Raw genomic sequence first — 22,611 nt, forward strand, 5'->3', positions numbered from 1 at the left:
TTTGAGCGAGATAAGGCGTTTTGAGACCTCCCGGTTCGGTTTGCTTGAGGTGGGGGAAGAGGCGGTGATCCGCTTCCCCTTGGGGATCCCCGCCTTTGAGGATCACAAGGAGTGGGCCTTTGTGGGGGATGACCAGGTGCCCATCAAATGGCTTCAAAGCCTGTCTGACGGGGACGTGGCCTTGCCGGTGTGCCCCCCGGAGCTTGTGTTCCCCGGTTACAGGGCTGAGGTGGCCCAAGAGGACCTTGAGGTGATAGAGGCCTCTTCGGAGGAGGAGTTGGGCATAATGGTGGTTCTCACCATACCGGGGGACGTTAAGAAGATGACCGCCAACCTGAGGGCGCCTTTGATATTTAATCATGTAAAGAGACTGGGATGTCAGGTGATACTGAAGAACGAGGACTACTCCATAAGGCACCGGGTTTTTGGGGAAGGCCCGGAGGAGGAGATAGTTGAGCCAAGCCCCTTGAGGGAGGGGTCGTAGTGCTGGTTTTATCCAGAAAGCCTGGGGAGTCCATAGTGATAGGGGACAACATAGAGATCCGCTGCGTGGAGATAAGGGGCGACGTGGTGCGCCTTGGGATCGTGGCCCCTAAGGACGTCAAGGTTTGGAGGAAGGAGCTGCTGGAGGAGGTAGGTATGGCCAACGCCTCCGCTGTGGCGTCTTCCCCTTTGAGTTTGTCGGAGATACCGCTGATTGGGGTCAGGGTTGAAGGGGAAGTCCGGAAGGAGAGGGATTAGGGTTTATGAACGACCTTTTATCTAAAAACCTTGGGGAGCTCCGGGAGAGGCAGCCCCTTTTAGCCCGTAGGATCGAGGAGGATCTTAAGGGTCGCCCCCCCGTGGGTGAGCCGGCGGTGGAGGCAGTGCCTTCGGGCCGTTGGATAAGGGGACTGGGGGAGACTTTTTTTGATGAGGAGCCCAAGATCCAGGACATGGGGGGTTATTGCCACCTGGTCCTTGGGGTTGGGTATCCGCCATATCTTTTCAAGATATTGAGGGCCCTTCCAAAGGACGCCCTTTCGGTGGTGGTGTTGGAGCCCAGCGTTGAGAGGCTCATAGCCACGCTGTCCGCCACCTCCGTTTACATGGCCCTCCCAAGGGGCTGCAGGCTTTCCTTCGTGGTTTGGGATGATACAGCGCTCTTGGAGGAGGCCCTTTTCCACAACGTGGTTCCCTTGGGGATATACCTCTTCACCGAGGCCCGCCGCCACGTGCACCGGGGCATATGGGAGGCCCAGGAGCGGGAGATGGGCCGTCTGGAGGCCAAGTTCTGGGAAGCGGTAAGACACCGTATAGAGATGCTGGGCAACTCCCCGGAGGACACCCTTTTGGGCATAAGGCATGGGGCCTTGAACCTCTTGAGGATCCTAAGGGGGGTTGACGGCAGACGGCTCATAGATCGTTGGGGTGGACGCCCTGCGGTTTGCGTGAGCTCCGGCCCGTCACTCAAGAGGAACGTGGAGCTGCTGAAGGGTGAGGAGGATAGGTTCCTCATCATAGCCTGCGATACCTCTTTGGTGACGCTGTTGCGGCGGGGGATCGTCCCCCACGCGGTGGTCACCATAGAGCGCAACTCCATGTACGAGGTTTGGATGCCCAAGGTGTTGGAGGAGTTCCCGGAGGAGTGCAAGAGGATACTGTTGGTGTCCCAGTCGGTGAGCGAGCCCTTGACCGCCGGCCGGTGGCCCGGGCCGGTTTTCGTGGTGGGCAAGATGGACAGCCCCGCCGATACCTGGCTGGTTAAGGAAGTGCTCAACATGAACACCATGACCTCCGGGATGAGCGTGGCCCACATGGCCATGTGTTTTGCCGTGGGGCTTGGGTGTCCCAAGGTGGCGTTGATAGGCCAGGACCTATCTTTTGACGATGACGGCCTTACAACCCACGCGGAGGGGGCCGCTTCGCTTACCCCGGACGGTATCGCCAAAGAGCTTTCGTACCCGAGGCTGGAGGTGGAGGCCATAGGGGGCGGCAGGGTGAAGACCCACTACATGTGGTACTACTTCCTGCAGATCTTTGAGAGGCTCCTCAGCGGCTTTAGAGATGAAATGGTCTTCCAGTGCTCTGAACGGGGGGCCGCCATAAAGGGGGCTGCCGCCATTCCGCTTAAGGATTTCATGCTCCGGTTTGGCGGGGACCGGGCAGTGTCGCATCTTGACGGTGAGGACGCCAAGCCTCGGGATATAACCGAGGAGGGCACCAAGGATCTCATGGCCAGGATCTCAAGGGCCAAGCACGACATAGACTTTTGCCTTGGCGTGCTGGACCAGATGGATCAGGAGATAGACCGGGCAGCGTCGGCGGGGCTTTCGCCCTCCAGGAGGAGGCAGCACGCCCTTAAGGTGGCGGATCTTTTGGACCGGCTGCACAACGCCCACAGAGCCCTGGCCTTCATAGGCCAGAGCTACACCCACCTTTCCGGCGTCGCCATAGCCAGGACCAGGTTCCTTGAGACGGTGGAGCAGGTTAAGGAGTGGGAGAGGGTCCACCGGGAGATGGTGGCAAGCCACAGGGTTAATTTAAAATTCATGAATCAGTGGCTTGATTACATGGAGGCGCTGTTGTCCCCAAGTTCTTTGGAGGTTTTGAAGGACACGCTGGACTTGAAGGATGGGGATCTTATCGAGCCTTTGGGGCGTGCCCTTGAGGAGCTTATGGGGCAGGAAGAGCCGGATCTTCTCTCCCCCTTGGGGCTTTTGATATCGGACATGCTCTGTCGGGTGGACCTGGTTAGGGGGGAAGGGGTGTCGCCGGAGCTTCTTTGGATGGCCGCCAAGTTCCTCTTCGCCCAGGGCAGGGCCTTTGAGGCCCGGCACTGCATGGGAAGAACCTACGGCATGTTGGAGGGCAGGGAGGCGGAAGCGGAGAAGGTGGCGTCCTTCTTCATCGATTGGGCGTTGATAGAGGGGGCCAACGACCTCATAAGGGCCCCGCAGTATGAGTTGGCGGTAACGCTTCTGGACAGCGCCAAGTCGGTCATGCCCGAGTGGTCCTGTAGGATAGACGAGGTAAAGCGCGATATTTTAAGGTCCCAGCGGGAGTATGCGGACGCGGCCTCCGAGGTGGCGGAGTACGACCTTGCGGCAAGGCTGATGGGCTTTAGGAACGCCGCCCAAAGGGCCCTCATGGAAAAGGATCTGTCCAGGGCTTTTGACGAGGTCATGAAGATGGAGGCGGGGCTTGAGCGGTACCCTGGAGACGTGGTGCCACACTTCGCTTGGCTTGCCAAGACCGCCTTTGACGTGCTGGGGTGCGACGATAGTTCCATTGACCAGGCTGCCAGGAGGGCCCTTGACTTTATGTTTGGCCGGAGGGAGGTCCTCTCAAGGGCGGGGTTTCAGTGGGAGCCCCGGTGGGTGGACTACCTTAGATCCTGTGGGATGGACGTTAGCTTGGTTCCAGCAGCGTCCCAGGATAACAGCTAGCGGATCGTTCTTTAGGAGGCCCTAAAGTTAAGCGGTATGGGTTCCGATAAGGGGAGCAGGAGGTGGTGCCGCGTCGTTTGGATGGGTTAATGTGTTTAAGGTCAAGTGGTTATCATAAGGCAGGGGCGCCACGGAGGACGCCCTGGAACATCACAAGGAGGTAGATTAACATGAGAGTTTACCACAACATACCGGCGCTTTTCGCGTACAACTCCCTCAGCGCCACCAACAACAGCCTTCAGAAGTCTATAAACAAGCTCTCCACCGGTCTTAGGATCAACTCCGCGGCGGACGACGCGGCGGGGCTTGCCATAAGCGAGAAGATGAGGGCTCAGATCCGCGGCCTTGATCAGGCGGTGCGCAACAGCCAGGACGGCATATCCATGATCCAGACCGCCGAGGGCGCCCTCAACGAGACCCACTCCATCCTGCAGAGGATGAGGGAGCTGTCCGTCCAGGCGGCCAACGACACCCTGACTCAGCAGGACCGCAGCTACATCCAGGACGAGATCGAGCAGCTGAAGGACGAGATAAACCGTATATCCAGCACCACCCAGTTCAACAAGAAGAAGCTGCTGGACGGCTCCGCCGCGGTGCTCTGGTCCTCCGACAAGCTGACCACCAAGGCCTTCGTCCGGGGCGGCCTTAGGACCGTGGACCAGTTCGGCCAGAAGAACAGCGCCGAGGGCAACTACAAGATAAGCATCATAGCCAACCCCGGTGACGCCCAGATCCAGAAGACCGACATCTTCAAGATCAAGCACGAGAACGTGATCATGAACGTCACCAAGAACACCAACAAGGGCGTGGAGAAGGTCCGGGTGGACTCCCTGCCCGCCGGCAAGTTCACCATCCTTGCGGTGTCGGCTGATAACTTCTCCGTGGATGGTGGTCCAATTAATAACCAGCAGGTCTTCGGTGCTGCTACCGGCGTGTCCATAATCAGCGCCCTTTCCGGCTCCGTTAGCGCCGCGGGCGGCGGCGGCTCCATATACCTCGAAGTGGTTGCGGTGGACACCGCCAACAGCTCTGTCACGTTCCGGGGCGTGGCGAACACCCTGTCCCTGAGCGGTGATTCCTACACCTTCACCAACGAGAACATAATCCTGCAGACTACGGCTCTCTCCGCTACCTCTATGACCGCTTTTGGAACCACCGCTATGGGTGAGGGTATCATAGCCATAAGCGCTGTCACCAACTATACGGTTGGCGACAAGATCGTTGTGAACTTTGCGGCCGGTAGCGCCACTGCGGACCTGCAGGTCACCATCTCCGCCACCAACAACACCAGCTGGTTTGGCAACTGGGACACCGGCGCCTACACCCTGACCGCCGCTTTCAACGTTGTGGCTGCCAACGTGGCGGGCAAGGACGTGCACTTCAGGAACTTCTACCTCAACACCGCCAACGGCACCCTCTACGAATCCGACATAGTCCTTACCTTGAGCACCAGCTTTGTGGCCACCGGCGCTACCCTTGCGGCCTTCGACGCCGCCTACGTGGGGCAGATCGCCGAGGCGGACGTGCAGCTTAAGGACCTTGACAAGTTCTGGGACGCCAATGGCCGGTTCCTCCTGGACGATCCCAAGGACATCACCATAGTCCAGGGCGACGGCACCAAGGCCTCCATCACCCTCTACTCCACCGACACCCTGCGGGACGTGCAGACCAAGCTCAACAACGCCATCGCCTTCGACCTTGGTCAGGCCAAGTACCTTACCTCTGACACCGACAAGTTCGTAACCTTCGTTGGTAAGAACGACGTAATTTCCGGAACCTCCCAGTCGGTGCAGGGCACCTTCGTCATAAGGTCCGCCATAGCCGGCAAGGCTGGAGAGCTCAACTTCTCCGGCGACGAGGACCTCATCAAGGCCCTGAGCCTCAACGTGATCAAGAAGTCCACCGAGAACCAGTTCCGGGTCTCCGTGCAGGACGCCCACAGTGGCGCTACGGTGGTGAGCAACGCCAAGGTGACGGGCAACGTGCTCTACGGCGTGGTGCACCCCAACGTGGACGTTGAGTTCGACGCCATGGCCAACGTAAAGGTGAGCTTCCTCAACAACGAGTTCGTCCTCTCTCAGGACACGGGCAAGATCTACGAGACCAAGCTGCACCTTGCGGACAACACCACGGTCTTCCAGATCGGCGCCAACGAGAAGGAGGACATGGGGGTCAACATCGGCGACATGAGCGCCAGGGCCCTTGGGGTTCACAACATACTGGTCACCGACCGCGACTCCGCCGCCCGGTCCATAACCGTGATCGACAACGCCATCGACCGGGTGTCCAAGCAGCGGGCCGCCATAGGTGCCTACCAGAACCGCTTGGAGCACACCATCAACAACCTCACCGTGGCGGGCCAGAACCTCACCGCTGCGGAGAGCCGCATAAGGGATCTGGACATGGCCAAGGAGATGATGAACTTCACCAGGCTCAACATCCTCATGCAGGCTGGCAACTCCATGCTTGCCCAGGCCAACCAGCTTCCCCAGAACGTGCTGCAGCTCCTCCGGTAACGCCGGAGGCCGCTTGAGGGAGGGGGGCCTTCGGCCCCTCTCCTTTTTTAAAGCCCCATGGGAACCGTTCTAAGGTGGTGATGTGTCGATGACGTTCCACGATGATGTGAGGGCGTCGTGGGGCTCCCCTTCCGCCCTGGAGGGATTTGATGTTTTGATGAGCCGCCGGGGATTGACAAGTCCCAATGCGGTGGGTCCCGTTGAAGCCCCCCAACGATCCAAGGGCGAGTTGACCGAGGATGTCCTCCTGGACGCCCTTCGGAAGGCGGAGCAGACAAGCCGCGTCTTCGGAAGGGACCTTAAGTTCCGGTACCGCAAGGAGGCGGACGTTTACCAGGTGGAGGTCATAGACCGGGCGGATGATAAAGTAATAAGGAAGATCCCCCCCGATGAGGTGGTAAAACTCATTGAGAACATCAACAAGATGCTGGGCATCCTCTTTGACGACAGGTTTTAGCCTTTTAACCGGTTAAGCCCCCTGGGTTTCTCACCCCGGGGGCTTAACCTTTTGCTTTTCGTAGTTCCCGCGTAGAATTGAAATACCCAAACACAGGAAAGGGGTGTTTGCCCGTGAGCAAAGACCCGGTGGAGCGTCTTGCCCTGGGCGGTGCTCAGCTTGGGCTGGCCTACGGCATCCGTGGTTCCGCAAAGCCCGATTATGGAAGGGCGTTGGAGATACTAAGCACCGCCCTTGAGGAAGGGTTCTGCATGGTGGACACCGCCTGCCTCTACGGCAGCTCCCATGAGTTCATAGGAATGGCGCTGGGTGAGCTGGGGGCCTCCATGAAGGTGGTCACGAAGCTGCCCACGATGAGGGCCGGTGATTTGGAGGAAGCGCTGGCCAAGGCCCTCCAGGACCTAAGGACCCCCAAGGTCTACGGTCTTATGGCGCACCATGGCAAAGACTTTAACGGACCCTTGGGAGAGGAGATGGCGAGTTTCCTTTCCCGCCAGCGGGATTTAGGGTTGGCGTACAAGATCGGGTTCTCGTGCTACTCTCCAGAGGAGGCCCTTGCGGCTTCCGGAGTGCTTGCCCCCCAGGTGGTGCAGCTTCCCCTTAACGCACTGGACCAGCGGTTCCTGGCCTCCGGCGCCCTTAAAAGGTTTAAGGCAATGGGGGCGGAGATACACGTTCGTTCCTGTTTCCTGCAGGGGTTGCTCTTAATGGATCCAGCCGAGGGAGCCGAAAAGGTTAAGGGAGCGGGGCGCTTCCTTGAGCGCTTTGCGGAGAGGGCGTCGGATTTTGGGTTGTCTTCGATGGAGCTTGCCCTGGGCTTTTGCCTGTCCATTGAGGAGGTGGACCGGGTGGTGGTGGGGGTTGATTCTCCCTCGCAGGTTTCGGAGATAGTTTTAGCCGCCCGTTCCGCCGCGGGTAGAGTGAGACCTGAGGATTTGGAGGACCTTATGTGTTTTGATGAAGCGGTGATAGACCCCAGGACTTGGGGATGAGGGGGGATATGAGGTTGGACGAGTTTCAGAGGTGTAGCCGGTGTGTGCTGCCCATAACCTGGGAGACCGTATACTTTGACGAAGACGGGGTTTGCAACATATGCAGGAACTGGGACGTGAAGCAAAGGGAGATAGACTGGCAGGCCCGGGATCGGGAGCTTAGGCGGATCTTCGACGAGGCCAAGGCCCGTGGGGCTCAATATGACTGTATAGTGCCCTTCAGCGGCGGGAAGGACTCCACCTTCACCCTTTGGGCCATAGTGAGGGAGTATGGTTTGAAGCCCTTGGTGGTATCCTTTGACCACTGGTTCTACCGGCCCAACATGGTGGAGAACCGTAAGAGGACCTTTCGGCGTCTTGGGGTGGACGTCATTACCTTCACTCCCAACTGGCAGGTGGTGCGCCGTCTCATGCTGGAGGCCCTTATAAGGAAGGGTGACTTCTGCTGGCACTGCCACGCGGGGGTTTTTGCCTATCCAATGCAGATAGCGGTCAAGTTCAAGATTCCCCTGCTCATATGGGGAGAGGGGGGCGGTGAGTACGAGGCCTATTTCAAGTTCGCCGATCTGGAGGAGACCGATGAGTGGAAGTTCAACCGTAGGATAGTGCTTGGCATGAGGGCTGAGGACATGGCGGGCTTTATAGGGGTGGAGCCCAGGGATCTCGCTCCTTACGTGTACCCATCGAGGAAGGAGCTTGAGGAGGCTGGAGTGAAGAGCCTTCCCTTGGGCAAGTACCGTCCTTGGGACGTGAGGAGGCACGTGGAGATAATAAAGCGGGAGCTTGGCTGGCAGGAGGACGAGATAGAGAGCGGCTTCCCCGGCCCCACCTACGAGAAGATAGAGTGCATGTTCACCGGCGTAAGGGATTACATAAAGTACCTCAAGAGGGGTTTTTCCAGGATAACCCACCTTACCACCCTTGACATAAGGCATGGCCGCATGTCAAGGGAGGAGGCGCTGGAGCACATAAAGCGTTACGAGGACAGGAAGCCCCAGAGCCTGGAGGTATTCCTTGAGTACATCGGCATAACAGAGGATGAGTTTAACGAGATAGTGGCAAGGCACCTTATAAAGCCCGCACTTCCGAGGGACCCCAGGGATATCCCTGAGGGGGAGAGGTTGAAGGATCAGGATATGTGGTTCAGGGACCAGGCGGACAGGGAATACAGGGGAAAGGTGTGGTGAGCCCCGTGGCTTTGAGGATAGGCGTGGTTTCCAACGGTCTTGGCAACGTGGGGTCCGTGATGAGCGCCCTGTCGTTTTACGGTTATGAGACGGAGCTGTTGTCGGAGCCCTCTTGCGCGGACAGGTTCTCCCTTTTGGTTTTGGCTGGAGTTGGAACTTACGGCGCGGCGGTGAAATCCCTTAAGGGAATGGGGATGTGGGACCTTTTGCGCTCTTGGAATGAGAAAGGGCGTCCGGTTATCGGCATATGTCTTGGCATGCAGCTCTTTGCCTCCGTTGGTGAGGAGGAGGGCGAGAACCGGGGTTTCGATTGGATACCCGGCAGGGTGCGCCCCATGGAGGGGGTAAGGGTGCCCCACATGGGGTGGGAAATGGTGGCCCCTTCAGAAGGAGAGCTGGCGGTGGAGATATTCAAGGGGGTTCGTTACGGGGCCTTCTACTTCATGCACACCTACCATTTTGATGTCTTATCGGAGGAGCACGTGCTTGCCCGGTTTGATTACGGTGGCAAGAGCTTTGTCGCGGCGGTGGCGAGGGAGAACGTGATGGGGTTCCAGTTCCATCCAGAGAAGAGCCAGGGAGATGGGCTCAGGGTTTTAAGGTCCGCGGTGGAGGTGTTGTGTCGATGACGGCCAAGCGCATCATCCCTCAGTTTCTCCTTAAAGGCGCGAGGCTTGTGAAGGGGACCCGTTTTGTGGACCACGTGGATGTTGGAGACCCCATATCCCAGGCGATGATCCAGGATGCCCAGGGGGCCGATGAGATAGCCCTGGTGGACATAACCGCCTCCAAGGAGGGGCGTACGGTGGATCCCGGCCTTGTGATGAAGCTTGCGGAGCGGTGCCGGCTGCCCATAGCGGTGGGAGGCGGGGTGAGGTCCGTGGAAGACGCGGCCAGGCTCTTCCTCTCCGGGGCGGACAAGGTGATAGTCAACACCGCCTGCGTGTTAAACCCCGGCCTCATAAGGAGCCTTGCGGAGCGGTTCGGCTCCCAGTCGGTGGTGGCCTCGGTGGACGTTAAGGGGAACGCCTCGGAAGGTTGGAAGCCGGTGGTCCTCTCTGGCTCCAAGGAGGTGGAGGTTGACCTTGTGAAGCTCCTGGAGGCCCTTGTGGAGAACGGCGCCGGCGAGGTGTTGCTGACGTCCGTGGACCGGGAGGGCACCCTGTCTGGTTTTGACCTGGACCTTATGAAGCTGGCCCGGCAGGTGGTTTCAGTTAACCTCATAGCCTCCGGAGGGGCCGGCAGTTACCTGGATCTTGTGGAACTCTTCCGCTCCGTGGACGCGGAAGGGGTTGGCATAGGCAAGATGCTGTCCTTGAGGGATTATGACGTGGTGAGGATAAAGGCGTTTCTTAAGGGACGGGACATACCGGTCAGGGAGGCTTGAGGCATGGAGCTGCGTTTTAAGCTTCTCTCCCCCGATGACGTGGGGGAGAACTACGTTAAGTGGATGAACGATCCGGAGGTCACCCGCTACCTTGAGAGCCGCTTTAGATCCTACACGAGGCAAGACCTTGTGGAGTTCGTGAAGGCCGCATCCTCCAGCGGTCGGGATTTCCTGTTTGGGATATTTGACGGGGAGCATCACATCGGGAACATAAAGATAGGATCCGTGGATTGGAGGCACCGTTACGGAGATCTTGGGTTGGTGGTGGGTCTTAAGGAGTACTGGGGACGGGGCATAGCCACCCAGGCCATAATGTTCTGCTGCTCCTATGCCCACCGGGAGCTGGGTTTAAGGAAGCTGTTCGCCGGGATATACGATGGTAACACCGGGTCCCTTAAGGCGTTCCTGAAGGCCGGTTTCCGGAGGGTGGGCGTTTTTGCGGAGCACCGTTTGCTGGATGGCAGGTACGTGGACGAGGTGTTGGTGGAGAAGCTTCTGTCCAGTTGATGGCTTAACAGGGGTGGTGATCCTATGATCTTGGCGGTTCTTCAGGCTAGGGTGAGCTCCTCCAGGTTTCCCCGCAAGGTGCTTGCGGAGATAATGGGTCTTCCCATGGTCCTAAGGCAGATAGAGAGGGTTCGAAGAGCCCATCGGATAGACCATTTAGTGCTTGCCACCAGTTCCGATGAGTCCGATGATCCCCTGGTGGAGTTGTGTCGGGCGGAGGGGGTTGATGTCTACAGGGGCTCCCTTGAAGATGTGCTGGGGCGTTTCTACGGGGCCTGCGTCGCCCATGGGCCGGATCACGTGGTGAGACTCACCGGAGATTGCCCGCTGGCGGACCCTGACGTGATAGATAGGGTGATAGAGATGCACCTTGAGGAGGGCAACGATTACACCAGCAACACGCTGGAGCCCACGTTTCCCGATGGCCTTGACGTGGAGGTGGTGCGGTTCTCCGCCCTGGAAGAGGCCCACAGGGAAGCGGTGCTGCCCTCCGAGAGGGAGCATGTGACGCCTTTCATCTACAAGAGGCCCGAGAGGTACCGATTGGGTTGCCTTAAGCTGAATGGCCGAAACCTTTCCCACCTCCGCTGGACTGTGGACGAGGCGGAGGATTTCAAGGTGATTTGCGCCGTATATGAGGCTTTGTACCCAAAGAACCCCGCCTTCGGCATGGATGACGTCCTTGGGCTTCTTGAGGAGAGGCCCGATCTTATGGATCTTAACAGCGGCTTCGTAAGGAACGAGGGATACCTTAAGTCCCTTGCGGAGGACCAAGAGTTCTTGAAAGGAGGACGACGGAGTGCCTCAAATTGATAGATCCCTTAAGATGCAGCAACTGGGCAAGTCCCGCATACCAGGCATGACCCAGCTTCTGTCCAAGCGGCCGGACATGTTCAGCTTAGGTGTTTGGCCCGGCTACTACTCCAAGGCCGCCGGCGCCTTCGTTTGGGACTTGGACGGCAACAGGTATTTGGACATGAGCATATCCGCCATAGGGGCCAGCGTGTTGGGGTACGCGGATCCCGACGTGGACGGGGCGGTTGTGGAGGCCATAAGGGGAGGTGTTGCGTCGTCCCTTAACTGTCCTGAGGAGGTTGAGCTTGCGGAGCTCCTGTGCGAGATACATCCCTGGGCTGATATGGCCCGGTTCACCCGGTCCGGCGGGGAGGCCATGGCTGTGGCGGGGCGGATAGCCCGTGCCCACACGGGCAGGGACAAGGTGGCCTTTTGTGGATACCACGGATGGCACGACTGGTATCTGGCGGCCAACGTGGGCACCGAGAACGCCCTGGGAGAGCACCTTATATCCGGCTTGGATCCAAGGGGTGTCCCGAAGGGGCTTGCGGGAACCGCCTTGCCCTTCCGCTTCAACAGGATCGAGGAACTCAAGGCCATAGTGGATTCCTGTAGGGACCACCTGGCGGCGGTGATACTGGAGCCCATAAGGAACGATGAACCCGAAAGGGAGTTTGTGGAGGCCGTGAGGGACCTGGCGTCCTATGCGGGGGCGGTCTTGGTGGTGGACGAGATATCCTCCGGCTTCAGGCTTAACAGCGGAGGGGCGCACCTGCTTTACGGGTATGAGCCCGACATGGCGGTGTTCTCCAAGGCCATGGGCAACGGCTATCCCATAGGTGCGGTGATAGGCAAGGCGAAGGTCATGGAGTCCGCCCAGAGGACCTTCATAAGCAGCACCTGTTGGACCGAGAGGACGGGCTTTGCGGCGGCTTTGGCCACCATAAGGAAGCATCGGAGGGTGGACGCGGCGAAGCACCTCTGTGCCATGGGGCGGATGGTTCAGGAGGGGTGGAAGAACCTGATTGATAAACATTCCATGGATGCCCATGTAAGCGGGATATACCCCATGAGCCACGTGGACTTCCAGGGTCCGTTGAGCCGCCACATGAAGGCCTTTTACGTGCAGGAGATGCTGGAGCGGGGAATACTGGCTTCAAACCTCTTCTACGCCATGCTGGCCCATGAGGAATCCCACGTGAAGACCTATCTTGAGGCGGCGGATCAGGTTTTTGCCCGAATGATGAATCTCATCAAGTTGGGGCGCTTGGAGGAGAGCCTTAAGGGACAGCCCTCACAGGTTGGTTTCAAGAGGCTTAATTGACATGGAGGTCAGCAAGGAAGAAAAGGAAGAATTCGTCTCTTGGAGGTGTAGGTTTTGTTTGACGGTTCCGCAATACTGATAACCGGGGGCACCGGTTCCTTTGGCAAGGCCTTCGTGAGGAGGGTCCTTGAGCGTTACAAGCCAAGGAGGGTGGTCATATACTCCAGGGACGAGCTGAAGCAGTCGGAGATGGAGCGGGACTTTGACTGTGAGTGCCTGCGCTTCTTCATAGGCGACGTCAGGGACCTTGACCGGCTGAGGCTTGCCATGCGGGATGTGGAGTACGTGGTGCACGCCGCGGCTTTGAAGCAGGTCCCAGCGGCGGAGTACAACCCAATGGAGTGCATAAAGACCAACATCATGGGGGCTTGGAACGTGGTCCAGGCCTCCATAGACCTGGGGGTGAAAAAAGTGGTGGCCTTATCAACTGACAAGGCCGCCAATCCAATAAACCTCTATGGGGCAACCAAGCTATGTTCCGATAAAATCTTCGTCTCCGCCAACAACATAGCGGGCGCCCATGAGACCCGGTTCTCGGTGGTGCGGTACGGCAACGTGGTGGGCTCCAGGGGTTCCGTGGTTCCGGTCTTCAGGGATCTCATAGCCAAGGGGGCCCAGTACCTTCCCATAACTGATCCTAGGATGACCCGCTTCTGGATAACCTTAGATCAAGGAGTGGACTTCGTGGTCAAGGCCTTCGAGCGGATGCGCCAGGGGGAGATCTTCGTTCCGAAGATACCATCCGCCAGGATAGTGGACCTGGCTTCCGCCATGGCGCCTCATATACCAACGAAGGTGGTGGGGATACGCCCTGGGGAGAAGCTCCACGAGGTTCTCTGCCCCAAGGACGAGGCGCTGAACATCCTGGAGTTCCACGACCACTTCGTGGTGAAGCCCGCCATATCCTTCCAGCGTGAGGTGGATTACGCCGTTAACCCCCTTGGGGAGAGAGGCGGTCCGGTGGCCGATGATTTCGAGTACCAGTCGGGCACCAATCCGTGGTTTTTGACCGTGGAGCAGATAAGGGAGCTAGTGGGTAAGAGGTAACTTAGGCCTTTTACAGCCGTTGAAGCCGTAGATGGGGAGTGGTTCGTTTGTCCTTCATCCCTTATGGAAGACAGTTCATAGATGACTCAGATGTGCGGGCGGTGGTGGAGGTCCTCAAGGGGGACTGGCTCACCCAGGGGCCTGCGGTGGCGGCCTTTGAGGAGGCCTTTGCGGAGAAGGTGGGGGCAAAACACGCGGTGGCGTTTTGCAACGGAACCGCCGCGCTCCATGGAGCCTATTACGCCGCCGGCGTATGTCCTGGGGATCGAGTGATAACCTCCCCCTTGACGTTTGCCGCCACCGCCAACGCCGCTTTGTACCTTGGAGCCCATGTGGGATTTGTGGACGTGGACCCTTCAACCCTTTGCCTGGACCCCTCCAAGCTGGATTTCAATTGGGATCACGGGGAGGGAAGGGTGAAGGTGATAGCGCCGGTGAGCTATGGGGGTTACCCGGCGCCGTTGGAGCGCATCATTCCCGTTGCCCGGTCTTTGAACGCCGTGGTGGTGGAGGACGCATGCCATGCCCTTGGGGCTGAGCGGAACGGCAGGATGGTGGGATCTGAGGCCGATATGACGGTGTTCAGCTTCCACCCGGTCAAGCACATAACCACCGCCGAGGGTGGAATGGTGGCCACCAACGACGATGAGTTCGCAAGGCGCCTTAGGCTCTTCCGGTCCCACGGTATAGAAAGGGAACCATCAAGGATGAGCCGTTGCGACGGCCCCTGGTACTACGAGATGGTGGATCTAGGTTACAACTACCGCCTGTCGGATGTTCATTGCGCCCTTGGATTATCGCAGCTTTCCAAGCTGGAGAGGTTTGTTGAGGCCCGGCGTAGGATAGCCGAAAGGTATGACCGGCTGCTTTCCAATATGCCGCAGGTGGAGTTGCCCCCCCGCCATCCTGGGCACTCGTATCACCTGTACCCAATTCAGGTCCCAGAGGAGCTGCGGCTCGGCCTTTTTAACCATCTTAGGGATGCCGGGGTAGGGGGCCAGGTGCACTACCTGCCCGTGCACATGCACCCCTATTACAGGAACCGTTACGGATTTTCCCCAGAGGACTTCCCGAGGGCCCTTGATTTCTACCGGCGAACCATATCGCTTCCCATGTTCCCAGCCCTTGAGGAAGCCCAGCAGGACCGTGTGGTGGAGGTCATAGGGGAGTTTTTGGCATCTGTGTTGTAGGCGTTGCCGTTGGCAGCACGGGGTTTTTATACCCTGTTGTATCCGGACACGTCTATCCTGTGTTCCTCAGCCAGGCGCATCACCCGGTCATGTTCATCGCATGGGTATCGGCATGCCAGCCCGCAGCTGGATGAGAGGGATCTTGGCACGGGGACTATCTTGACATTAAGCCCCTGGGACCTCATGGTCCTTTCGAAGAGAAGGGCCATATGGGTGGTGTCGAAGGTGGCGATGCACTCCAAAGCGGGATCCTCCTTTTTTGTGTGCGGTTCTAGGTAATTATACTTGTGGACGTGGATGCATGAAGGGTATAAAATCTAGCCCAGTTTGCGGGTTTCAACAAATTGAAGGAGGTAGGTTTTTTCATGAGGTTCAACGTGCGTTTCGTTGGTATGATCCTTGCGGCAGTCATGCTGATAGGTGTGCTTGGGGGGGCGGCCTTCGCGGATGAGAAGGTGGGGGTCATGGATCCCCAGAAGGTGCTCTACCTGCACCCCAAGTTCCAGCAGACCCAGAATCAGATAAAGGCCATGATGAGCAAGAAGCAGGCGGAGATGAAGGCCGCCATAGACAAGGAGAAGGACAACAACAAGAAGGCCCAGATATTCGAGGCCAAGCGGAGCGAGGCTGCCCAGGAAGAGAAGAAGCTCATGGATCCCATCTTTAAGGACATAGACACCGCCATAAGGACGGTCTGTAAGAACAAGGGCATAACCGTGGTGGTGGATAAGAACTCCGTGTTCTTCGGCGGCATAGACATCACCGACGAGGTCATCCAGGAGCTTAAGAAGAAGTCCGCGAACTAAGAAAATAAGATCCTTTAGGTTTTTGGCCATTAAGCTATTAACAAGAGAGGGAGGGGGTTGCCGCCCCCTCCCTCTCTTGTTGGGTTTTTGCCTTATGGCAGAGCCTAGCGCTTTTTGCCTCCCAGATATGCCTCTTCCACGTGGGGGTCGTGGAGGAGGTCCTTGGAAGGCCCTTCCATTATCATGTGTCCGGTCTGGAGCACATAGGCCCTGTGGGAGAGCATGAGGGCCTGCCTTGCGTTCTGCTCCACTATCAGGATGGTGAGCCCCATCTCCTCGTTTATGCGCTTAAGCTCCTTGAAGATCTCCTTGATTATTATGGGCGCAAGCCCCAGAGAAGGCTCGTCCAGCAGCAGCACCCTGGGTCTTGCCATGAGGGCCCTTCCTATGGCAAGCATCTGCTGCTCTCCGCCGGAGAGGGTGCCCGCGTACTGGTTCATCCTCTCCTCTAGGCGTGGGAAGAGGTCGAATATCTTCCGCATGTCTGCCTGGATCTGGGAGTCTGACTTCTGAGGGAAGGCTCCCATAAGGAGGTTCTCCTTTACGGTAAGGGGCGCGAAGACCTTCCTGCCCTCGGGGGATATGGCCACCCCTCTGGTAACCACCTGGTAGCTCTTGGATGGGAGTTCCTGGCCGTCAAGGAAGATCTTGCCGCCCTGTCTTGGCACGCTTCCCATTATGGCGTTCATGAGGGTGGACTTCCCTGCCCCGTTGGCGCCGATGACCGCCACTATCTCCCCTGCATATACGTCCAGATCCACTCCCTGCAGGGCCTTTATGGCCCCGTAGTTTACCACCAGCCCGCGGACCGACAGCAGCGGGGACTTATCCTGGCTCATAGAGATCAATCCTCCTCTCCCAGGTAGGCCTTGAGGACCTCTGGATGGTTTTGTATGTCCTCAGGTCCTCCCTCTGCTATCTTGGCCCCGAAGTTCATGCATATTATGTGGGGGCATATGGTCATAACGAGCTCCATGTGATGTTCTATCACCAGGATCGTGAGGTCGAAATCCCTGTGGATGCCCACGATGAGCTCGTTTAGCTGCTCCACCTCCTCGGGGTTCATCCCCGCGGCGGGTTCGTCAAGCAGGAGCAGCTCAGGCTTGAGGGAGAGGGCCCTTGCTATCTCAAGCCTTCTTTGAAGCCCGTAGGGGAGGGTTCCCGCTGGCTGATTAGCCCGGTCCGCAAGCCCTACCCGCTCAAGCAGCTCCATGCTGAAATTGCGGTTCTCCCGCTCCATGGAGCCCCAGCGCCCCAGGTGGGAGAATGCCTCGAAGAAGCTGTACCTGTAGTGTTGCTGACAGGCGGTCATGACGTTCTCAAGCACCGAAGAGGACGCAAAGAGCCGCAGGTTTTGGAAGGTCCTTGCTATGCCCCGGCCTATGACCTCATAGGTCTTAAGGGGGGTTATGTCCTCCCCCTTGAAGGTTATCTTCCCCTCGGACACGTCGTATACGCCGGTTATGAGGTTGAAGATGGTGGTCTTGCCCGCCCCGTTGGGGCCGATCAACGCCGCCAGCTCGCCCTTTTCCAGGGAGAAGGTCATGTTCTGAACCGCCTTGACGCCGCCGAAGTTCTTGCTGACCCCAGCCAGCTCCAGCACCGAGGACACCGTTACGCCACCTCCTTAGGCCCGCCGGCCTTCTTGCCCAGTAGACCCATGAGGACGCCCTTAAGTTCCCGCTGCCCCATTATCCCTTCGGGCCTTAAGACCATTATGAGCACCAGAACCAACCCGTATATGAGCATTCTGTACTGGGAGATGGGGCGGAACAGCTCGGTAACAAGGGTTATGACGGTGGTGCCCAGTATGGATCCGCTCATGGAGCCAAGCCCCCCGAAGACCACCACGGCGGTGAGCTCCGTGGACTTGTTTATGTCGAACATTACGGGCTGTATGAAGGACATGAACCCCGCAAGCAGCCCCCCCGCGATGCCGCAATAGAAGCCCGATATGGTGAGGGATAGGACCCTGTAGCGGGCGGTGTTGAAGCCAAGTAGCGACGCTGCCAGGTAGTCGTCCCTGCAGGCCTTGAAGGCCCGGCCGAAGTTGCTGTTCACCAAGAAGAACATGAAGGCTCCCAGGGCGATGGCAAAGCCTAACGCCACCGGCATGGTGGTGAAGGCGTCGATGCCTGGGTAGCCCCTGGCCCCCCTGGTGACCGACTGCCAGTTCTCGATTATGAGCCTTATGGCCTCCCCCAGACCTATGGACGCTATGGCGTAGTAGTCCCCCATGAGTTTTAGGGTGGGAACCCCTATCACGAAGGCCAGAAGCGCCGCCAGAAGGCCCGCGATGATAAGAGCGGCGAACCATGGGATTGAGTGCTCCACCGTGAGTATGGCCACCGCGTAAGCTCCTATGGCCATGTAGCCCGCGTGGCCTAGGCTGAATATGCCGGTGAAGCCGGTGAGCAGGCTTACTCCCATGGCGGCTATGCAGTTTATGCACAGAAGAATTATTATTCCCTGTCCGTATCCTTCCATACCTGCCACACCTACACTTTCTCCCCTACGGACTTTCCGAAAAGTCCGGTGGGTCTTATGAGAAGGGTAAAGATGAGAAGCGCAAAGACCACCAGGTCCCTGAACTGGCTGGAGATGAGCCCCGCGGTGAGCATCTCCGCAAGACCTAAGATTAGGCTGCCCGCCACGGCTCCTGGCAGGCTGCCAAGGCCGCCGATAACCGCCGCCACGAAGGCCTTGATGGTGATCGCCCCAAGCTGTGGGTAGAGGGTGTAGCGGACCGACAGGAAGATGCCTCCCACCGAGGCGAGAAGCCCTGCTACGAAGAAGACTATAGATATGAGGAGGCTGACGTTTACCCCCATGAGGCCCGCGGTCTTGAGGTTGTAGGATGCGGCCCTTATGGCGAGTCCCCATTTGGTCTTGCTTAAGAACAGCTGCAGCCCCGTGAGGCACACCACCGCGGTTATAAGGGATATTATGTCGAAGGCGCTTGTGGTGGCTATGCCCAGGAAGTTCACCGGATCCGTGGGTATCACCGGGGGAAGCGCCCTGAAACGTCCTCCCACGGTCACCACGAACAGGTTTTCGATCACGATGCTCATGCCCATTGACGCTATGAGCAGATACAGGGTAACGGAGGTGCGCTCCCTTATGGGTTTGTAGGCCACCTTTTCGGTGAGCACCGCAGACAGCCCCCCCGCCAGAAGGGATATGGCCCCCGCCGCCCAGATGTTCATCCCAAGGCCCCTTAGGGCGTAATAGCAGGTGTAGCCCCCTATGACCAGAAATCCGCCGTGGGCGAAGTTTGAGAATAGGAGGATCGAGTAGACCAACGAGTACCCTACCGCTATCAGCGCGTAAACGGAACCTAGGGACAGGCCGTTTATGACCTGCTGAACTACAGAGCCCCCCATCTTGAACACCTCTCTCTTGATGGTATACAAAGACCCCTTAACAAAAAGACCACCTCCCGCCTTTGTGTGGTGCGGATACCGCACATATGAATTGTATCAGAAAATTAGTTCACTTAGCCCTTGTTGAAAGGGCATGAAGCTGTAGGGGGCGCTAGGCCGCAATGGGCTATTCGCTTTTTATTTATAACTGCTTCGGGTTATTTAGAATAATAAGATAGGATTATATGAAATATTGCTTTCTGTATTTACGAGGCCCCCCGTCGGGCATCTTTTTTCGCAATTATGTGGATTTTGGCCTCTTCGCCCGGGAAGGGGTGGGGTGATAATATGCTGTCCAGGGGGTGATGTCATGTCAGCAGTCAACCTTTCAGTGGTGCCGGTGAAGATACCGGAGGGGTGTAACGTTATCCTTGGACAGAGTCACTTCATAAAGACCGTGGAGGACCTTTACGAGGCCCTGGCCACCTCTTCCCCTTCCCTGGAGTTCGGCATAGCCTTTTGTGAGGCCTCCGGGGACTGCCTGGTCAGAAGGGACGGCAACCGGGAGGATCTTGTGGAGGCTGCGGTATCAAACGCCCTTGCCATAGGGGCGGGACACCTGTTCGTCATCGTATTGAGGAATGGTTATCCCATCAACGTGCTGGATCGCATAAAGTCCATTCAAGAGGTCTGCTCCATCTACGCCGCCACCGCCAACCCCCTTCAGGTGGTTGTGGCGGCCACCGAGCAGGGGAGGGGCATCCTGGGTGTGGTGGACGGTTTCTCCCCCAAGGGGGTTGAGACGGAGGAACACGTGAGGGCCAGGAAGTCCCTGCTCAGGGACATAATAGGCTATAAGCGCTGACCTTCTGACAGCTTTAACCCCGCCATAAAGATCGCCATGGACAGGGCGAGTCCCACGTAAAGGGGCTCGCCCCCGTATCCTAGAGCTTCCCATCCCATGGTGCCCACAAGCCCCGCCACGGAGGCCCCAAGAGCCCACCTGGGACCGATCCTTCCGGGGAAGAGGACCGCCCCTATCATTGGGAAGAAGGTCCCAGACCCCCTAAGCCCCATGCTCATGTATCCCCAGTTGAGGATGGTGCCGTCTTTGCCGTTGAGGGCCACCAAGAGGGCCGACAGGACCACCGCCGCCACCGATGTCCTCAACACCAACATCTCTGTACCCCTGGCGTTTATGCCCTTGGAGGCCATGAAGCCTTCGATGGCGGGGGATACGAAATCCCTTGCCAGGTTTGTGGCCATACCCAACGAAAGCCCCGCCGCACAGCCCACGGTGGTTATAAACAGCGATGCCCATAGCATCCCTCCCACCATGGGGTTGAAGTGATGCACCACGAACCACGGAAGCGCATGGGAGGGCTCTATGTCCACCCCGGCGCTCCGAAGGGACAACCCGACCCATATCCCCATAAGTCCCAACGGCGGCATCAGTAGCGCCGAGAGGAAGGCTCCCTTCTTGGCGGTGGCCTCATCCTTGGCGGCGAATATGGATTGCAGGTATATCTGGGTTGAGAAGACCCCCACGATGAGCGCCGCGCATGCCCCCAGGTCCTTAAGGAACCCCCTGCCAAAGGGGTTGAGGTAGGGCTGGAACGGGAGGGTAGAGGCGATCTTCAGCGGCGTCTCCCCGATGCTCATGGCCTTGAAGGCGCAAAGGCCCATCAATATGTAGAGCATGAGGAGCTTTGCCTTTCCCAAGACTCCGTAGCTTTTAAGCCCCCCCGAGGCTATGAAGGCGAAAACCATGACCGCCATCAACCCAAGCGCCACGGGGGTCTTCACCTTTGCCACCGTTTCTATGAGGGCCGCGCCGGACAAAAACTGGGCCACCACTGACAGGAACGTCCCCGCCAGGGAAGATATGAGCACCGTGGCCGCCACCTTAGGCCCGAAGGCCTCCCGTATTATCTGGATTATGGTCTCCTTCCTGCCCCGCCTCAAGGGACCTGCCATGGTAAGGGCCAGCAAAAGACATCCTATCCCAGCCCCCAGGGTGAACCAGATGGCCGATAGCCCCCACATGTAGGCCATCTGGGCGGTTCCTATGGTGGAGGCCCCTCCGACCAAGGCCCCAAGCAGAACCCCAACCACCGACAAGGGGGATGACTTGCGGCCCGCCACGGTGAAATCCTCCGCCCCTTTGACGCCTCCCTTGGGCATGATCCCAAGCAGGGCGAACGAAAGCAGCACCAGCGCGACTCCGAAAAAGAAAAGCATAGTCACCATACCTCACCTCATGGGGTATCATACCCCATGAACACCATATCGAAGCAAGGAATGGGGAGATATTGCCATGTTGCGGAACCTTTTGTCATTTAAAAGATTTTTAGCTTCCCTTGCTTTGATCCTCTTGGGGTTGGCAGCATCGACCTCCTCGTGCCTAGGCGAGGACAGGGCGTCCCAGGGGGAAGAACTGTCATCCCTTAAGGAGGGCTGGGGGTGGCCCGTGGTGGTTATCCCCCCCGAAGGAGGGTGGGGGTCCCCGGAGGGGCAGTCGGTTAAATGGGCCTTAAGGACTGCGGAGATGGAGATCTCCAAGGTCCATGATGGAGTTCACGGCAGGGACGTGGTCTTCCTGTACCCGGACATATCTGGCCCGGAGGATGCGTTAAGACGCCTTAAGACCTGGCGGGCAATGAAGGCGGGGGTCATAGTATGCTTCGATCGAGGACCTGTCATGGAGGCTTTGGTCAAGGCATGCAGGGATGCAGGCCCTTCGGTTGTCCTGTCGGACGGCGAGGACCTCTCCCTCCGGGGGCCTTCCGGCAAGCCAAGTCCCTATCTTTTCGCCCTGGGGCTCTTCCGTAACTACAGGGCCAACGTGTTGTCCCAGCTGATGGCCAGGCGTTCCTTAAGGGGGGCTGTGATATCGGATAGGTACGACCCCGCCATGGCTCAGGGAGCCCAGGTCACCCTTGCGCTGTTGTCGAAACGTCAGCCCGATGTAAGGCTCTTCTGGCTCATGGGATCTGGGGACGCGGGATACAGGTACCGCCTGGCGGAGGCCTCCGCTGAGGGGGCAAAGGTGGTGGTAAGCTGGCTTGGCTCCATGGGCTCCCTTTCCCTTTGGAAGACCGCATATACATACCGCATGCCCTTGGAGATCTGGCACGGCGCATATCCAGACCAGAAGCTCCTCAAAGAAGCTCAAGGGCTATTGTACGTGGACGCGGATCATCTGCTGAATCTTAGGGAAAAGGAGCTGCAGGGGATACGGTGGAACATAATAAGGACCGTAAAAAGGGACGTGTCCAATCTGGTCAGCGCCGCCAAGGCCTACGCCCTGGGGGTTTGGGTCATAAAGGCCTACGATGCCGCGGGTTCCGCTGATCCCGCCAAGCTGGCGGCCTTTCTAAGATCCGCCAGGGATATCCCCCTTGCGGGGGAGATGCTTAACATAAGCCCCATTACCCACAGGCCTATGAAGAGGTCCGTGGGGGTCATACGAGTTAAGGATAAGTCCCCCGTTTTGGAGGAGGTGGTTCAGGTAAGCTCTGGCTCCGTTTTGGAGAAGTGATGCGCTTGTGTATCCTCGGATCTTTTGTTAATCTTTTCTCAAGTGTTTTTTGCTAACCGGGGATCACTACTG

The 22,611-nt window shown here is 58.1% G+C and carries 22 protein-coding genes and 2 pseudogenes; 18 read left to right on the plus strand and 6 right to left on the minus strand.

Going from position 1 to position 22,611, the window contains the following annotated elements:
• The first annotated feature begins 1 nt into the window (after window position 1).
• The 15 genes and pseudogenes from N2315_00105 to pseC all read left to right on the plus strand — a co-directional run bounded on the left by N2315_00105 (window position 2) and on the right by pseC (window position 14,830).
• A complete protein-coding gene (locus N2315_00105) occupies window positions 2-484 on the plus strand; it encodes a flagellar assembly protein FliW (GenBank protein MCX7827604.1) in 483 nt (160 codons plus the stop codon).
• On the plus strand, window positions 484-741 hold the full coding sequence (gene csrA / locus N2315_00110; protein ID MCX7827605.1) for a carbon storage regulator CsrA: 258 nt from the start codon (window positions 484-486) through the stop codon (window positions 739-741). Before N2315_00105 ends, csrA begins: the two co-directional genes overlap by 1 nt.
• A gap of 5 nt (window positions 742-746) precedes the next feature.
• On the plus strand, window positions 747-3,428 hold the full coding sequence (locus N2315_00115; GenBank protein ID MCX7827606.1) for a DUF115 domain-containing protein: 2,682 nt from the start codon (window positions 747-749) through the stop codon (window positions 3,426-3,428).
• A 170-nt stretch (window positions 3,429-3,598) separates the two neighbouring features.
• Window positions 3,599-4,015, plus strand: a pseudogene (locus tag N2315_00120) (flagellin).
• A gap of 1,545 nt (window positions 4,016-5,560) precedes the next feature.
• A pseudogene (locus N2315_00125) lies at window positions 5,561-5,944 on the plus strand (flagellin).
• Between the two features lie 88 nt (window positions 5,945-6,032).
• The gene (locus N2315_00130) at window positions 6,033-6,401 is read left to right on the plus strand and encodes a flagellar protein FlaG (GenBank protein ID MCX7827607.1); all 369 of its coding nucleotides are present in this window, start codon (window positions 6,033-6,035) and stop codon (window positions 6,399-6,401) included.
• Window positions 6,402-6,514: 113 nt separating this feature from the next.
• Window positions 6,515-7,393, plus strand: coding sequence for an aldo/keto reductase (locus N2315_00135; protein MCX7827608.1), 879 nt, complete (start codon window positions 6,515-6,517; stop codon window positions 7,391-7,393).
• A gap of 8 nt (window positions 7,394-7,401) precedes the next feature.
• The gene (locus N2315_00140) at window positions 7,402-8,580 is read left to right on the plus strand and encodes an N-acetyl sugar amidotransferase (protein ID MCX7827609.1); all 1,179 of its coding nucleotides are present in this window, start codon (window positions 7,402-7,404) and stop codon (window positions 8,578-8,580) included.
• The gene (hisH, locus tag N2315_00145) at window positions 8,577-9,209 is read left to right on the plus strand and encodes an imidazole glycerol phosphate synthase subunit HisH (GenBank protein MCX7827610.1); all 633 of its coding nucleotides are present in this window, start codon (window positions 8,577-8,579) and stop codon (window positions 9,207-9,209) included. The genes N2315_00140 and hisH overlap by 4 nt, the downstream gene beginning before the upstream one ends.
• Complete coding sequence (locus N2315_00150) at window positions 9,206-9,967, plus strand: imidazole glycerol phosphate synthase cyclase subunit (protein ID MCX7827611.1); 762 nt, start codon at window positions 9,206-9,208, stop codon at window positions 9,965-9,967. The genes hisH and N2315_00150 overlap by 4 nt, the downstream gene beginning before the upstream one ends.
• A gap of 3 nt (window positions 9,968-9,970) precedes the next feature.
• Entirely contained in the window at window positions 9,971-10,474 is a 504-nt protein-coding gene (locus tag N2315_00155) for a GNAT family N-acetyltransferase (protein ID MCX7827612.1), read from the plus strand.
• A 24-nt stretch (window positions 10,475-10,498) separates the two neighbouring features.
• Window positions 10,499-11,287 (plus strand): glycosyltransferase family protein, encoded by a 789-nt coding sequence (locus tag N2315_00160; GenBank protein MCX7827613.1) that lies wholly within the window; start codon window positions 10,499-10,501, stop codon window positions 11,285-11,287.
• A complete protein-coding gene (locus N2315_00165; protein MCX7827614.1) occupies window positions 11,274-12,593 on the plus strand; it encodes an aminotransferase class III-fold pyridoxal phosphate-dependent enzyme in 1,320 nt (439 codons plus the stop codon). The genes N2315_00160 and N2315_00165 overlap by 14 nt, the downstream gene beginning before the upstream one ends.
• A 54-nt stretch (window positions 12,594-12,647) precedes the next feature.
• Complete coding sequence (gene pseB, locus N2315_00170; GenBank protein MCX7827615.1) at window positions 12,648-13,640, plus strand: UDP-N-acetylglucosamine 4,6-dehydratase (inverting); 993 nt, start codon at window positions 12,648-12,650, stop codon at window positions 13,638-13,640.
• 47 nt (window positions 13,641-13,687) lie between these two features.
• The gene (gene pseC, locus N2315_00175) at window positions 13,688-14,830 is read left to right on the plus strand and encodes a UDP-4-amino-4,6-dideoxy-N-acetyl-beta-L-altrosamine transaminase (protein MCX7827616.1); all 1,143 of its coding nucleotides are present in this window, start codon (window positions 13,688-13,690) and stop codon (window positions 14,828-14,830) included.
• Window positions 14,831-14,856: 26 nt separating this feature from the next.
• Here pseC and N2315_00180 read toward each other — a convergent pair whose 3' ends face one another.
• Window positions 14,857-15,072 carry a DUF3343 domain-containing protein gene (locus tag N2315_00180; GenBank protein MCX7827617.1) on the minus strand — a complete coding sequence of 72 codons (216 nt, stop codon included), beginning with the start codon at window positions 15,070-15,072 and terminating at the stop codon, window positions 14,857-14,859.
• A gap of 123 nt (window positions 15,073-15,195) precedes the next feature.
• On the opposite strand from N2315_00180, the gene N2315_00185 reads away from it, so the two are divergent.
• Window positions 15,196-15,636 carry an OmpH family outer membrane protein gene (locus tag N2315_00185; GenBank protein MCX7827618.1) on the plus strand — a complete coding sequence of 147 codons (441 nt, stop codon included), beginning with the start codon at window positions 15,196-15,198 and terminating at the stop codon, window positions 15,634-15,636.
• A 104-nt stretch (window positions 15,637-15,740) separates the two neighbouring features.
• Here the strand turns inward: N2315_00185 and N2315_00190 are convergent, their stop codons facing one another.
• Genes N2315_00190 through N2315_00205 form a run of 4 tightly spaced genes read right to left on the minus strand, consistent with a single transcriptional unit; the run spans window position 15,741 to window position 19,019 of the window.
• Window positions 15,741-16,475, minus strand: a complete 735-nt coding sequence (locus N2315_00190; GenBank protein MCX7827619.1) for an ABC transporter ATP-binding protein — start codon at window positions 16,473-16,475, stop codon at window positions 15,741-15,743.
• 5 nt (window positions 16,476-16,480) lie between these two features.
• Window positions 16,481-17,248, minus strand: coding sequence for an ABC transporter ATP-binding protein (locus N2315_00195; GenBank protein MCX7827620.1), 768 nt, complete (start codon window positions 17,246-17,248; stop codon window positions 16,481-16,483).
• A 2-nt stretch (window positions 17,249-17,250) separates the two neighbouring features.
• The gene (locus N2315_00200; GenBank protein MCX7827621.1) at window positions 17,251-18,123 is read right to left on the minus strand and encodes a branched-chain amino acid ABC transporter permease; all 873 of its coding nucleotides are present in this window, start codon (window positions 18,121-18,123) and stop codon (window positions 17,251-17,253) included.
• 11 nt (window positions 18,124-18,134) lie between these two features.
• Complete coding sequence (locus N2315_00205; GenBank protein MCX7827622.1) at window positions 18,135-19,019, minus strand: branched-chain amino acid ABC transporter permease; 885 nt, start codon at window positions 19,017-19,019, stop codon at window positions 18,135-18,137.
• A gap of 349 nt (window positions 19,020-19,368) precedes the next feature.
• On the opposite strand from N2315_00205, the gene N2315_00210 reads away from it, so the two are divergent.
• Window positions 19,369-19,863, plus strand: a complete 495-nt coding sequence (locus N2315_00210; protein MCX7827623.1) for an adenosine-specific kinase — start codon at window positions 19,369-19,371, stop codon at window positions 19,861-19,863.
• Here N2315_00210 and N2315_00215 read toward each other — a convergent pair.
• A complete protein-coding gene (locus N2315_00215; protein ID MCX7827624.1) occupies window positions 19,851-21,239 on the minus strand; it encodes a sodium:solute symporter family protein in 1,389 nt (462 codons plus the stop codon). The two genes, N2315_00210 and N2315_00215, sit on opposite strands and share 13 nt — an antisense overlap.
• A 139-nt stretch (window positions 21,240-21,378) precedes the next feature.
• On the opposite strand from N2315_00215, the gene N2315_00220 reads away from it, so the two are divergent.
• Entirely contained in the window at window positions 21,379-22,539 is a 1,161-nt protein-coding gene (locus tag N2315_00220) for an ABC transporter substrate-binding protein (GenBank protein ID MCX7827625.1), read from the plus strand.
• The last annotated feature ends 72 nt before the right edge of the window (window positions 22,540-22,611 follow it).

Origin of the sequence: Thermanaerothrix sp. (assembly GCA_026417795.1) — a bacterium.
In the GTDB taxonomy this organism is placed as follows: domain Bacteria; phylum Synergistota; class Synergistia; order Synergistales; family Synergistaceae; genus Thermanaerovibrio.

What these genes read in the sequence shown, in the direction of transcription:
- N2315_00155 (MCX7827612.1), top strand. Translation starts at nt 9,971, where the DNA reads ATGGAGCTGCGTTTTAAGCTTCTCTCCCCCGATGACGTGGGGGAGAAC.
- N2315_00150 (MCX7827611.1), top strand. Translation starts at nt 9,206, where the DNA reads ATGACGGCCAAGCGCATCATCCCTCAGTTTCTCCTTAAAGGCGCGAGG.
- N2315_00210 (MCX7827623.1), top strand. Translation starts at nt 19,369, where the DNA reads ATGTCAGCAGTCAACCTTTCAGTGGTGCCGGTGAAGATACCGGAGGGG.
- N2315_00205 (MCX7827622.1), bottom strand. Translation starts at nt 19,019, where the DNA reads ATGGGGGGCTCTGTAGTTCAGCAGGTCATAAACGGCCTGTCCCTAGGT.
- N2315_00200 (MCX7827621.1), bottom strand. Translation starts at nt 18,123, where the DNA reads ATGGAAGGATACGGACAGGGAATAATAATTCTTCTGTGCATAAACTGC.
- N2315_00160 (MCX7827613.1), top strand. Translation starts at nt 10,499, where the DNA reads ATGATCTTGGCGGTTCTTCAGGCTAGGGTGAGCTCCTCCAGGTTTCCC.
- N2315_00130 (MCX7827607.1), top strand. Translation starts at nt 6,033, where the DNA reads ATGACGTTCCACGATGATGTGAGGGCGTCGTGGGGCTCCCCTTCCGCC.
- N2315_00190 (MCX7827619.1), bottom strand. Translation starts at nt 16,475, where the DNA reads ATGAGCCAGGATAAGTCCCCGCTGCTGTCGGTCCGCGGGCTGGTGGTA.
- N2315_00185 (MCX7827618.1), top strand. Translation starts at nt 15,196, where the DNA reads ATGAGGTTCAACGTGCGTTTCGTTGGTATGATCCTTGCGGCAGTCATG.
- N2315_00115 (MCX7827606.1), top strand. Translation starts at nt 747, where the DNA reads ATGAACGACCTTTTATCTAAAAACCTTGGGGAGCTCCGGGAGAGGCAG.
- N2315_00140 (MCX7827609.1), top strand. Translation starts at nt 7,402, where the DNA reads ATGAGGTTGGACGAGTTTCAGAGGTGTAGCCGGTGTGTGCTGCCCATA.
- N2315_00215 (MCX7827624.1), bottom strand. Translation starts at nt 21,239, where the DNA reads ATGCTTTTCTTTTTCGGAGTCGCGCTGGTGCTGCTTTCGTTCGCCCTG.